The sequence below is a fragment of the Paenibacillus rhizosphaerae genome (assembly GCF_014192015.1).
In the GTDB taxonomy this organism is placed as follows: Bacteria; Bacillota; Bacilli; order Paenibacillales; family Paenibacillaceae; genus Paenibacillus_AQ; species Paenibacillus_AQ rhizosphaerae.
Genome location: NZ_JACHXJ010000002.1, coordinates 985,157 through 998,287 on the forward strand (window position 1 = coordinate 985,157; position 13,131 = coordinate 998,287).

The following is a 13,131-nucleotide window of genomic DNA, read 5'->3' on the forward strand; positions in this document are numbered from 1 at the left end:
GGAATGAAGCGATAGAGGAGGGAGCGTCATGGCCAAGTGCTGGACGAACGGAACCATCTACACGATGGAACAGGAACACAAGACGGTTGAAGCGGTAATAACCGAAGGAGGACGCATCCTTGATGCTGGCGATACACGGGAACTCCAAGAGAAATTTCACGGCCGAATCGATGAAATGATCGATCTAGGGGGAAGCACCATGTTCCCGGGATTTGTGGACAGTCATATTCATCTGATCGGCCACGGGGAGACCTTTCTCAAGCTGCAGCTTTCCGGTCTGAAGAACCGGGGCGAGCTGCTTGAGAAGATTGCTGGACAAGCCCGGCGCCTTCCGCCAGGCACGTGGATCATCGGGGAAGGATGGAACGAAAATGAGTGGGAGGAAGAGCTTCTTCCGACAAGGGTGGAGCTGGACCGGGCCGCCCCGAATCATCCGGTGATGCTGCGGCGGGTCTGCCGGCACGTGCTGGCCGTCAATTCACTGGCCCTGCGGGAGACCGGCGTGGATGAAGACACAGAGGTGCCAAGCGGCGGAGTCGCAGGAAGAGGCAGTGACGGAGCCTTAAACGGTATTTTTAAAGAGCAGGCCCAGGATTTCGTCCTGAATCGGATGCCCGGCGTGACCCAGAACGATCTGGAAACTGCGCTGACGATGGCCATTGAGGACTGCTGGAGACAGGGAATCACCGGCTGCCATACGGAAGATCTGAGCTACTATGGAGGCTGTACCCGAACACTGCAAGCGTTCCAAAAGGTCATTATGGAGGGACAAAAGAAATTCAGAACGCATTTTCTTATCCACCATCTCGCGCTTGATGAATGGCTCGAGAAAGGAAGGCAGCTTGTGCCGGAGTCCGAGTTCCTCGAATATGGGGCGATGAAGCTGTTCGCGGACGGATCCCTGGGCGGCAGAACGGCTCTGCTCAGCCGCCCCTACGCAGATGATCCAGCGACGAGTGGCGTCGCTGTTCATTCGGATGAAGAGCTGAACCGGCTGGTGGCCAAGGCAAGGGCCGCCGGGCTTGCGACTGCCGCGCATGCCATTGGCGACGGGGCCGCGGAGAAGGTGCTGCAGGCATTTGCCGCACATCCATGCCCGGCCGGCAGGAGGGACCGGCTGATTCACGGGCAAATTTTACGGGACGAGCTGCTTGCGCAGCTGAAGGAGCTGCCTGCTATCGTTGACATTCAGCCGAGCTTTGTCACCTCTGATTTTCCATGGGTGCTGGATCGGATTGGCGATGCGAAGGGGCTGCATTTATACGCTTGGCAGACGCTGCTTCGTAGCGGGATTCCTTGTGCCGGCGGATCGGATGCGCCGATCGAAAGCGTTTCGCCTCTGCATGGCATTTACGCTGCTGTAACCCGCATGAAGCCGGAGGATACCCGGCGGACCGTGTATGGTCCCGAAGAACGGCTCAGCATGTATGAAGCGATATCGCTGTATACGACAGGCAGTGCCTATGCATCCGGCCATGAACTAGATCGGGGACGGATTCAGCCGGGATACACCGCTGATTTTACTGTTCTGGAACGGGACCCGTTCGGCGAACCGCCGGAGGCCATCTTGCATAATGAGGTTCGGATGACGGTCGTTGATGAAACGATCGTATACGGATAGCCTGGTGGGAGGGGAGATCGGCCGTTGAAGGCGGAAAATAAGTGTATTTTCCTGTAAGATCTGCCTCAATCTGATCAAATGGGAGCTGATTAAATTAAATCAGATTAAAAGATTAATGTTGATTAAATTACAAACTTTCACTATATGAAAAATTCACAATAATAAAACCGTCATAACACCGACCCTAGATCATCCGAGCTAAAACACCATAACAACGTACTTAACAGCAGATCACTTGGGAAAAAGGAGCTACGAAAAACCATAACTTATATTATGTTAACTTAAAGTTCAAGCGTGAAATGAAGTTCTTCAAGCTTTAAAAGGTTGGCTCAGACACGTGAGCAAGGCATCGATAACCCAGTATCAAGGATATCCTTGTTCTTACCGGAGGCGAGAATGGATGAAAGAAGGTTGGGAGCGGACGGAGCAGCCGCTGGAACTGAGTCTGGAAGAACTGAATCACATCGCAGGCCCTGCTTTTCATGACCGTAAGATTATACTCTCCCGGCGAATAGGCGTAGGGCTCAGCAACTCCAATTACAAAATTCAGGTAGAGGGAGATGGCAGGCCATATGTATTGAGATTGTTTCGCCGGGGGAAGGACATTGCCGGCAAAGAAATCGCCCTTACCCGGCTCGTTCGGGAACGGGTACCGGTGGCCGAATTTGTGTATGCCGATACGAGCTGCAGCAGATATTCTAAACCCTGGGCGGTGTTGGAATGGAAGCCGGGTGTCCTGCTGAGCGATATATTCCGGAATGGGGCGCCTGAGGAGAAAGCATCGGCAGCAGCCGCAGCCGGCAGAACGCTCGCCCATATTCATGGATTTTCATTTGAAGCTTCCGGTTTCTTCGGCAGCGATTTGATGATCACGCAGCCTTTCAACATGAGCGGCGAGCGGTTTCTTACCTTTATGGATGATGTTATCTTCCATAGTCCATGCGCAGCTTGGCTGGGAGAGGAGCTTACCCAACAGCTGTGGGCATTTTGCAAACGATACGGACCGTTATTATCGGCCAGTCAGGAAAAGCCCGTGCTGGCGCATTCGGATTATAACGGCTTAAATCTTCTGATGGAGAAAGGTTCCGAGGGGTACTTCGTTTCAGCCGTGCTCGACTGGGAGGAAGCCTTTGCCTGGAACCGGCATGCGGATCTAGGCAACATGCTGCGTTATGAGGCGGACGGTTCGTGGATTGAACAGCACTTTATTCAAGCATATGAAGCGGAGGGGATAGTGCTGGAAAAGAATTGGAGGCTTCTGTCCCGTCTGGAGGACCTGGTCGCCTTATGCGATATGCTGAGCCAATCGACGGAGGAGACACCGAACCGGGTACATGATTTGTGCCGATTGATTGCGGGAACGGTTCGGGGCGGGGGGAAGTAACATATCGAGCTCAGCAAAAAATACAGGCGCTCTTGGAGAGTTACTCCAAGAGCGCCTGTGCTTTTTCAAAAACGAATCAAATAATCGAATATTTATTTACTTTCCTTGTGCATCAGTATTGGTATCAGCACTGGCTGCTGCATTACTGCTTGCATCTTGCGTTTGGCTTGCTTCTCCAGTGCTTGGCTCGTCAACGGCAGGGCTGGATCCCTGTTGTGCTTCATCATCAGGCTGCACCGGCTGTTGACTGTTATCCGGCTGTTGAGAAGGATCGGATTCTGGTGAAGCCGGCTGGTTCTCATCCGTAGCTGGATTTTGATCAGGGCTTTGGGTTCCACCCGTGCTTTGAGAACTGTCCGGGCTTTGATCTTCATCTGTTGTTAAGCTGTCCTCAAGGTTTTGGGCTTCGTCGGAACTGGAGCCATTTCCAGGTTTTTTGCCACCAGTGATTTCAATGCTGGTACCGTTCAATTTTCCTGATAGAACGGGCTGCTGATCCGAATCGAGCATCGTGACGCTGCTGATCTCAAAATCGTAGGTTCCTGCATCCGAAGCGGTGAAGGAGAAGTCCACCAGGGTACCGCTCTTAATCGGTTTGTTGAATTCAATGCCGAACACGGCCCGTTTTTTACCGCTCTTCGCCAAAGATGATTCGGCATCGGTTGCCGTACCATCATTTTGGATTTTAACCTGCTTGGAAGACGGCGTAATCTTGTTCAGTTTTAATTTGGCATCGTAAGTTACCTCAACCGTCATAAATTGGACGGCTTGTTTGCCTTTGAATTCAACGGATACGTTAAATGGCTTACCGGTTTTGATCTTACTTTGTTTGGCTGACAATTCTACGTCTGTACTTGGAGTCTCTTCCGGCTTGTATTTATAATTATAGGATTTCGTCGGTTGAGTTGTTCCGTTACCGGCATCGTCAGAAATATACAGGTCGATGTTGTTCGTACCGTTCTCAAGCGGAACCTCTACGGTGTAATTACCGTACTCATCCATTGTTCCCTGGTATTCACTACCTTTGCCTTTTACGGAGTTGACGGCCTTCACATGGATCAAATCCTGCAGATTCGTGCCGTCATAGAAGTAATCCAGCAGCAAATCTCCGTTAATCGTACCTTGAAGGACGCCGACGTTTGGTTTATCCGGATTTACTACAAGCTCATCCGGCACCGACGCATCCGGTGCAGTGTTGTCGACCAGGAACTGCGACAGCGAGTCGGTCACCACTTCGGCGGTGTTGTCGCCTTCTTCCACGGTCACCGGAACGATGCCGTAGACGCCTTCCGGATCCAAGTACACGCGTTTCTTTCCTGGTGTGGTAGAGATATCCACCTTGCCGTCCCACTCATAGGAGTAATAGAACGGATCCAGCTTGTTCTGGAAGTCACCGTCATAGATATATCCTACGTACTCGCCGTTGCCTTCGTCATCGAAACGGTAGACGTCGAATTCGTAATCCACCAATTTTTTATTGAGTGCATAATAAAGGGTTGATCCTTTGCCTTCTTTGGTGCTGGACAGGTAAATCGGATCAAGTTCCACGTTCGAAATATCGGCCAGGTTGTAGGTTTCGCCGACATACACACTGAACGGTACGTGAAGGACGTGCCCGTTTCCGGCTTGCGTAAAGATCAGCTGACCGTCATACAGGCCGTCTGCGGTTCCTTCTGGAATGTTCAGGGATACGTTCAGATCGGCAGTCGATTGGCCTGCGGACAGGCTTACCGAATTCGCTTCCGGCGTCAGCACTGGTCCTCCGCCATGATTCCATGCGACCTCAATCGAATAGGACTGATCCGTATTTTCGATGTTTTCCACCGTCAGCTTGCGGGTGACGTCCGCCCCTGCACCCTGCAGACCGAAAGAAATGCTGCCGGAGTACGAGATTTGGTGGGTATCGTCCTGAAGTTGAGCCGGAAGCGTCTCTTCCACCTTAACGATGGCATCCGCTTCGGAAGAATTCTTCAGGTCGACGCGGCCAGCACCTTGCTCGTTGGTGCCATATTCACGGTTATCCCGATCTTTGATCAGGACCGCATTGTTCGTAAGCAGAGCCTTCACGTCGTCCGGCTTCAGCTGAAGCCCTTCTTCGCGGGTCTTCTCCAGCATGAGGGCAGCAGAACCTGCCACATGCGGTGCGGCCATACTTGTTCCTTGCAGTTCCTCATAAGCGTTGGTATAGTCGCCGCCAAAAGCTGGAATGGAAGACTTGATGCCCACGCCAGGCGCGGTAATGTCCGGCTTGATCGTATAGTTCGGCAGCGCCGGTCCTCTGGAACTGAGATCTGCGAGCAGATCGACTTCGGCTTTATAGCCGAACGTCACGTGGTTATTGCCTTTGGCAATCTCGTTCTTCAGCTTCTGGCCGCTATCCAGGCTGATCGTGTACGCCGGCACGACGTCTTCGGCGCCGTTCAGCGTTGCCCCGCCGATTTCGCCAGGCACGTTATTGTAAATGATGACAGCCACGGCGCCGTTTGCGGCCGCGTTTTGCGCTTTTTCAGCGAAGGAGATTTCCCCGCGCTGCACAAACGCCGTTTTGCCCTTGACGTCAATGTTGGCGTAATCGTCAGTACGGCCGAGGCCGGCGTCCACAAGCTCCAAGTCCGCGCCTTCCGTTTCCAGCTTCGGCGATGTCGCCGCCAGCTGAGCATACGTAATGCCGATAGTGTCGGATGTGAAAATCGGCGTTTGGAGCGGCGGTGTCGAAGCGCCTACGGAAATGACGAGCTGTGCTGCGGCCGGACTGCCGACCGTTTCCGCATCCGGGCCCTCGTTACCGTTGGAGATGACGACGGTGACTCCCGCCAGCGCCGCGTTGTCCGCCGCGATGGCATCCGGCGTATACGAGTTGTTCATGTTGGAGCCCAGCGACAGGTTGATGACGTCCATTCCGTCGCTGACCGCCTTTTCAATCCCGGCAATGACGTTTTCGGTCGAGCCGCTGCCGTATGGACCGAGAACGCGGTATACGTACAGATCCGATCCCGGCGCTACGCCGCGGACCCAGCCCGTGCCCGCGTCGGGGTGCTCAGGGTTGCCTCGTCCGGCAACGGTTCCGGAGACGTGCGTTCCATGATACGTATCATAGGTGTTGCCATTGCTGTCGAGCGGCTTGCTTGGATCCGGGAGCGTTTCCATCGGATCGGCATCGTTGTCGACAAAGTCATATCCGCCTTTGTAGGCGTCCTTTAAGCTCGGATGATTGTAGTCGATACCGGTATCAATGACGCCGACCTTAACGCCTTCTCCGTCATATCCCGAATCCCACATGTCCTCCGCACCGATCAGCGGAGCGCTTTCATCCATGTTCGGCGTTACTTCATGCCCGTCCGCAACCGGCAGGGCGTGCATTTCCTCATTCGGGAAGACCGCTTTGACGTTCGGCAGTGTCAGCAGCTTATCCACTTCATTCGCCGGGAGCGTAACGGAATAACCGTTAAAAACTTTGGAAAATTCCCGTTTGAATTTGGCTCCGGTTTTCGATAAGGCTGCCGATTTAAAGGCGCTGTGCTCCTGATTCAAAATGCTGCTGTAGCTGCCGAGGGATGAACGAGCCTTTGCCGCCGGATTGGCCTCGAAGACCTTGAGCGGATCGTTCTTCAGCTGAACGATGACCGTTACCGGTTCGCTGCTGTCCGAAGGATCAACGAAGTTTTGGGGCTCATCCGGTGCCGCAGCCGCCAGGCTTTGAACAGGGGATGAAGCGCCTTGTGCCGGAGGATTGAGCTTCCAGTCCCCTTGGCGCAGGGAAGAATCCAGATGAATGGCCGAATGATCGGCCGAACGAAGATCGGGTGCGGCAGCCGCCGACACACTGGAGTTCGGATAGGCGACACCAATGGCCAGCAAGGCACTTAACAACAACGTCGAATAAGTACGGATGGTCGATGAACCTTTTTTCAAAAGATGTCCTCCTTTATCGAATGAGATAGGAAATCATGCCGAAAAAAAACGATCCTCCTTTGCGCATAACTAATTGAACACTAGTAAAATACATTTTCATTTTACAATTTTTGCATTCTATTGGGATGAGACAAAAGGTTGATAGGTACTTTGGGCAGGGGAGGCGTTTGCTGTCGAGAAGAGGTGTCGAAATGCTCCAAAACGGCGCTTTCTCTGGCATAAAGAATATTTTCTCCATATCCCATCGGTTAGATAGGTTTATAGATTCTTCATCGTAGGACTAAAGACAGAGGGAAATGCGAAAGGTCGAAAGACAAAAATCCTCTTGAACTCCCATGAGACGGGAGGCCAAGAGGATGGGAAAGTCCCTCAGGGGGCCGGGGCTACGATCATTTTTTGCGTTGGATGACAGGATGACGCAGGATCGTTTTCATTCTATGAGGAGGTGTTCTGCGCGGATCCGACAAATAAATTTCGTGATGCCGTCCGTTTGCCGTTAGGCGCTGGGCTTCGATATACTCGAAAATCTGCCGAACGGTTTCCGGCTCGGTGCTGAATGGACCGACATGCAGCATCTGCACGCAATCGCCTTCAAATATACGTTCCAACTCACGAGACGAATGGGGGTTAGGTGCTTTTTCTTGTTCACTGCCAGCATTCGGGCTTCTTCGAATCGTTCGGCCGATACATAGTCCGGCATCCGGATGAGCAGTTTCCACATCCACTCCTCCCTGGAAACGTTCATGGCGTCCTGTCCGGAGCCGGAACGGACCCACCAGAGCCCTTCGAGCTTGGGAACGGTAAAATCCTGATCCTCCTGCTTACTCATACCTTTCACGCCATAAGCGACGGTGTAGAGCGCTTCGGTCGCTTCGGCAAACCTCGGACCGTTTGGATCGCCTTCGCCGTCGATCGATAGATAAGGAATCTCATCAAAATAGCACTTTTGCGGGACTTGAGGGGCGGAATAATACGAGGGGTTCGCTTTGGCCAAATCCAGCTTGCGATTATCCAATTTCATAGGTTAAACTCCTTTCTTTCCTGTCAGGATAGCTGCATCATACGACAACTTCCCTGACAGCTAGATTGTCAGGGAAGTTTAGGGCTTGTATGATGTTCGGCGATTTCGTGCGCGAGTTCGGCGATCCGTTCACCCAGCAGGGATGATTCCAGCACGGATACCAGCGTACCGAAGGAAAGAAGAAGGTGGGGCATATAGGTCATCATCACGGAGGACGGCATGTCAAACCGAATTTCCCGGTCTTCGTGTTCGGTCAGAAACGGCTGCACGAAATATTGATTCCCGATGGACTCCAAAACATCCGAATCACCGCCAATACGCACCGTAACCCAGGACGTGTCCGCTTTCGAATGACCGGCCAAGGTATCCCTGGCCAGCTCAGTAAACGTAAAATCCTCCGGCCTCTCAAACGTTTCTTCCGTTACCTCCAGCTGCTCAATCCGGTCGACGCGAAACATTCGGACGGAACCCCGCAGCTCGCAGTAAGCGGCGACATACCACCGGTTCGTCCGGTAAGCCAGGCGGTATGGGTGGATGCGGCGCATCCGGTCAGAATCTCCGGTCGTGTTGGCATATTGAATGCAGCACACACGGGAATGGGCCGCCGCTTCTTCAAGGTCGGAAAGTAACCGCTTAATCTCCCGGACGGTTAAATAGGGGACGGCTTCCAGTCCGGCCTGATGGCGCCTTAATTCTTCTCCTTGCTCTTCATTCAGCCGGTGGCTGATCTTATCGAGCGCATGTTCCAGAGCGTCCGCAAACGGATATCCTGCCTGGGAAGCGATCCGCGCACTGTGAGCCATCGCTTTCAGCTCCTTGGTGTCAAAAAACAGCGGCGATTCCCGGAAGGAGTCCGGAAGCGTGAATCCGCCCCCATGACCGGGCTCCGCGACGACCGGAACGCCGCTCTGGCATAGGAGGTCGATGTAACGGTAGACGGTGCGGACGCTGATTTCCAGCGATTCGGCCAATTGTTCCGCTGTCATTTTACCCCTCGACCGCAATAGCCATAGCAGAGACAGCATGTAATCCAGTTTGGGCATATGTGGAGCCAGCCTTCCATTTTAGTAGTAAGAATACAAAAAGATGGGATATTTCTCCGTTCCATATATGTACGTTATTCCCACAGTACCATGGGCACGTCCGCGATGCAAAATCCATCCTAAAACGGCTTCAACGTACATATGGTGTAGGTAGAAGGGAGTGGGAAGATGGACAAGATCGTAGACAGGTATTACCTGCTGAAGCAGCGGCAGAGAGAAACGGAGCAGGAGCTGAAGCAGCTTCGCGAAGAAATTACCGCCTTTTGTGAGAAGCAGCAGGCCGAGCAGCTGGAGATTGGTGCCTATAAGGTCAAGCTGGTAGCTCAAACCCGCAAGGAATACGACGACCAGAAGCTGTACGAAGCGCTGCCGGACCCGGATTTATGGCGGCTGATGTCCAAAGCGGACGGGTCGAAAATATCCAGTCTGGTCCGTCTGCGCGTCATTCCGGAAGAAAGGCTGGAGAATACGTACGAGGTCAAGCAAATCAAGCTGCTGCATGTGGATAAAATATAATTTCAAACTGGGGAACTGCCCGGGTAAGGGCAGTTTTTTCATTAATCCCGTGTGGTTTCTCACTCCAAGCCAAACAGCCTCTCCGAAGAGAGGCTGTATTGGTGATCCATTTCGTTATCGTTCGCAGCCGGCCGATTACGACTTCAACAGACGTTACTTCTTTTCAAGCCGTTCAAGGAAGGATGTAGCATAATAGCTTAAAGTGAATGAAGCCTCGGGTGAAAGATATTCCTGCATATTCTCTTTGCCGAGCTGCTCCAAGTACTTTTCTAAAAAGGATGCCGCCTGCTTCTTGGAGCCCTGTTCCCAATGATGCTTTACTTGCTTCAGGCTATTGGTCAGCTGCGAGGCGAGGGGGCCGCTTAAGTCACCGGTCGCCTTGAACTGCTCCGTATAGTTCTCCAGCTCCGTCATCAACCCTGGCGTGACCGTCACACGGTTGGACGCATCGGATTCTCCGGCGGCGTTCTCCGCCTTGATGTAATAGGTGTATTCCACGCCCGGCTCAGCCGTTCGGTCGTAATACGTATGAACCTTGGCGTACCCGAGGTTAACGACCTCGCCGCCTCCTTCCCTGTACACGTTGGTTTGAGTCTCGCCGCCTTGGGACGTCCATAGGAGTCCGACAAAAGTATCGCCCACCAGGCCCACCGTGAGCTCGGAAGGGGCTGCCGGTGCGGGCATCTCGATCCGCAGCCCCTCCGTCAGGTCCGTCTCGCCCATTTCGTTGACGGCAGAAACCTTGTAGGTATAACCCGTAGTGCTTACGCTGATGCCGTCATCGATGTAATGGGTCGAAGTTAAGCTGTCAATTTTGGCAAAAGACTCCTCGTCATCCGCTTTTCTGTAGATGTTATAGCTTTCCGCGCCGGCCGCTGTCTTCCAGCTGATTTCGAACGCCGAAGCCGAAGCCGATCCGGCAGCCAGCCCGGCAGGAACTTCGGGCAGAAGGACTGGGGCCGTTGTCGTTGCTGCGGCGACGCCCGACGCCGCGGACTCGCCGCCAATTCCAGTCGCCGTCACTTTGTAGGTATAGCCGGTAGAAGGGCTTACCTCTTTATCCGTGTAGGCGGCAGAAGTAGTAATGCCAATTTTACTGTAATTGCCGTCCGTTCCGGCTCTGTAGACGCTGTAGCTCACCGCGCCCGCCACCGGCTTCCATTCCAGCTCAACGGACAGGCTTCTCGCTGCCGTGATGCGAAGATCGGACGGAGCCGAAGGCGCCGGCTGCGAAGCGTCGAAATTAAGCACTTCCACGGCTTCGGACAGTGGTGATTCGCCGCCGGCATTTAATGCCGATACGTTGTAAGTATAAGTGACTCCCTGTTCAACAGTGGTATCTTCGTAGCCAGCCGCAGGGGTGCTTGCAACCGCTCTGGTCACCGGATCCTTGGATGAGGAGCGGTAGAGGAGATACGCACTCGATCCGCTTACGGGAGTCCAATGCAGCGACACGCTGGCACCGCCTGCCGCCTCGCCTGCCAGACCGGACGGGGCGCCCGCAGGCGGCTCGGTATCCGGATTTGCCGGTTTCAAAATCACGAAATAAGGGCATTTCGACGTGTTATTATTGGCTCCCATAACGACACGAGAGCCTGCGGGGTAACGCTTTTTGTAGAGCTTATACTCCACCGGCTGGCTGTCTATGATCCTCTCTTCCGTATTCTCGTAGTTTGCGGTCAGCCAATCGGGCTCCGTCGTAATCCTCGAATCGTACGCGACATACACATCAGCGTCCGACGCCAAATAGAAGGAGACCAGATCGCTGCTCGTCGAGCTTCTGGAGCCTACGGCTGAGCGGATCCATTCCATGCCCTTCAAATGCTCAGGCACGGACTCGAATTTGTAAATCTTGCTGCTGCTGCCGGTCATCCGGTCGCCGAATACGATGTCTCCAGGCTGGAGATCATCCTGAACCGACCAGTTCGCCGCATTGGCGCTGCCGCTGTTGCTGTTGTCGTTGATGATGACATTTCGGACCGTCTTACCGTCCAGGTTCGGCGCAGGTACCGGATCTGGATCAGGTTCTGCCGGTTCAGCCGGCGGGATAAACGGCGGGCCGGACCATGCGGGAGGCGTCATCGGATAGCCGGCAGGGAAGCCGGGAGCCGCCAGTTCGTTCAAATAGGCTTCCAGGTTCGTATAGCCATCCCCGTCAATATCCCCGTTTCGGTCTGCCGGGTCAGCCGGATTCAGATCATGGACGAGTTCCCATTCATCGGGCATGCCGTCCCGATCGGCATCGGCAGGTGCAGGACCTTTCTTCAAAGGAGGGAACCCTGTCACATCATCCTCGTCTCCGATGATCACGCCCGTCTGATTGCGGACGCTGTTGATCACGCGTGTATCTACCGCATCCCTGACTAGGGACGAGCCGGCGTAATGCAAGATATGATCATAGGCTTGTTCCGGGGCCTCCGTATGAACCAGCGGGTACTCAAAACGTTCAGATACGACAACGCTCGGCCTCTCCGCCTCGATGATGCCGGTTCCGGCGTCCTTGCCGTTCAGCACGCCGTCTTTGTTGCTGTCGATCCGGTTGTTATCGAGGTACACCTGATAATTCTCATTACCGCGAACGACAGCATATTCGGGAGCGGCCGAGTTTTTGCCGGCGATAAAATAATTCCCGACCACGTTGCCATAGCCTTTGGTCCCGGATTCGCCGCCCGCCACATACGGGAAGTCGCCCCAATTGTAGACGATGTTATTCACGAAGTCGATTTGGCCCTTCGTTTTCGGGTTCCGGTCGTTATTGTGGGCATAGAGGTTGTGGTGCATCGTGATCGTATTCATCTCGATCAAGCCGCCCATCGAGTGGGTGAGCAGGCCTTCGGAGATGACGGACCATTGGACAGTTATATTTTGGGACAGCGGGTTTTCGTAGTTCTTGCTCTTGATGGATAAAACCTCGTCCGTACCCCACGAAAAACTGGAGTGGTCGATGATCACATTCTGGCAGTCTTCAAAATACATCGTATCGTCGTTAAAGCTTAAGTCGCCCATGCGAAAACGCAAATAGCGGATGACGATGTCGTGGGAATCGATGAACCGGATATTGTTTCCCCGGATGGTTACTCCATCCCCGGATGCCGTCTGCCCGGCGATCGTGATATGCGATTTTTCCTTCACGACGATCTGAGGGATCGTAATTTCGCCGGAGACGTCAAAAACGATCGTGCGCGGCGTATCGCCGGCCGTCATCAGCGCATCGTGAAAGGTGCCAGGGCCTGTGAGCTCGTAGCTCGTGACATGATAAACCTCCCCGCCGCGGCCGCCCGCCGCCGTATAACCGAACCCTTCAGCGCCCGGAAAGGCCGGGAGCAGGGAGTTATCTGCCTGTGCCGTCGGCGATTGCAGCGGGTACATCGATAAAGCCCAAACCAAGCATAACAAGAGTACCAGATAACGCTTCATTTGCAGCCTCCTCTAATATGAATGGGGATGCTTTTCCCGTGAAATTCCGCTTTTCCTCCTCTTCTTTTTGAAATGTCAATTAAAATTCATGCCCATTATAGTTAGCGCTTACAATGGGTAGCAATCAATGATTCGTGCAGCGGGTATGCAATACGCGGAAGTGGGGAATGGTGTTGAATTTGTTGATGCAGCGGCGGATTGGTTTGTTGAAAGCAGA

Annotated in this window: 7 protein-coding genes; 3 read left to right on the top strand and 4 right to left on the bottom strand. The window is 53.6% G+C overall.

The features are described 5' to 3' along the window. Nucleotides 1-28 precede the first annotated feature (28 nt). Entirely contained in the window at nt 29-1,621 is a 1,593-nt protein-coding gene (locus FHS19_RS13140) for an amidohydrolase (protein WP_183582247.1), read from the top strand. A 400-nt stretch (nt 1,622-2,021) separates the two neighbouring features. Continuing rightward, entirely contained in the window at nt 2,022-3,005 is a 984-nt protein-coding gene (locus tag FHS19_RS13145) for a phosphotransferase family protein (RefSeq protein WP_183582248.1), read from the top strand. 96 nt (nt 3,006-3,101) lie between these two features. On the opposite strand, the gene FHS19_RS13150 is transcribed toward FHS19_RS13145, so the two are convergent. The 3 genes from FHS19_RS13150 to FHS19_RS13160 form a co-directional block, all read right to left on the bottom strand. Continuing rightward, a complete protein-coding gene (locus FHS19_RS13150) occupies nt 3,102-6,917 on the bottom strand; it encodes a S8 family serine peptidase (protein ID WP_183582249.1) in 3,816 nt (1,271 codons plus the stop codon). Nucleotides 6,918-7,306: 389 nt separating this feature from the next. After that, complete coding sequence (locus tag FHS19_RS35495; protein WP_312887215.1) at nt 7,307-7,693, bottom strand: GyrI-like domain-containing protein; 387 nt, start codon at nt 7,691-7,693, stop codon at nt 7,307-7,309. Nucleotides 7,694-8,006: 313 nt separating this feature from the next. Then, nucleotides 8,007-8,981 carry a helix-turn-helix transcriptional regulator gene (locus FHS19_RS13160; protein WP_183582250.1) on the bottom strand — a complete coding sequence of 325 codons (975 nt, stop codon included), beginning with the start codon at nt 8,979-8,981 and terminating at the stop codon, nt 8,007-8,009. Nucleotides 8,982-9,149: 168 nt separating this feature from the next. Between FHS19_RS13160 and FHS19_RS13165 the strand changes: the two genes are divergently transcribed. Then, on the top strand, nt 9,150-9,497 hold the full coding sequence (locus FHS19_RS13165) for a hypothetical protein (protein WP_183582251.1): 348 nt from the start codon (nt 9,150-9,152) through the stop codon (nt 9,495-9,497). 153 nt (nt 9,498-9,650) lie between these two features. On the opposite strand, the gene FHS19_RS13170 is transcribed toward FHS19_RS13165, so the two are convergent. Further along, nucleotides 9,651-12,914 carry an FIMAH domain-containing protein gene (locus tag FHS19_RS13170; protein ID WP_183582252.1) on the bottom strand — a complete coding sequence of 1,088 codons (3,264 nt, stop codon included), beginning with the start codon at nt 12,912-12,914 and terminating at the stop codon, nt 9,651-9,653. Nucleotides 12,915-13,131 lie beyond the last annotated feature (217 nt).

Coding starts and splice junctions, on each gene's coding strand:
- FHS19_RS13145 (WP_183582248.1), top strand. CDS start 2,022: ATGAAAGAAGGTTGGGAGCGGACGGAGCAGCCGCTGGAACTGAGTCTG.
- FHS19_RS13170 (WP_183582252.1), bottom strand. CDS start 12,914: ATGAAGCGTTATCTGGTACTCTTGTTATGCTTGGTTTGGGCTTTATCG.
- FHS19_RS13140 (WP_183582247.1), top strand. CDS start 29: ATGGCCAAGTGCTGGACGAACGGAACCATCTACACGATGGAACAGGAA.
- FHS19_RS13160 (WP_183582250.1), bottom strand. CDS start 8,981: ATGCCCAAACTGGATTACATGCTGTCTCTGCTATGGCTATTGCGGTCG.
- FHS19_RS13165 (WP_183582251.1), top strand. CDS start 9,150: ATGGACAAGATCGTAGACAGGTATTACCTGCTGAAGCAGCGGCAGAGA.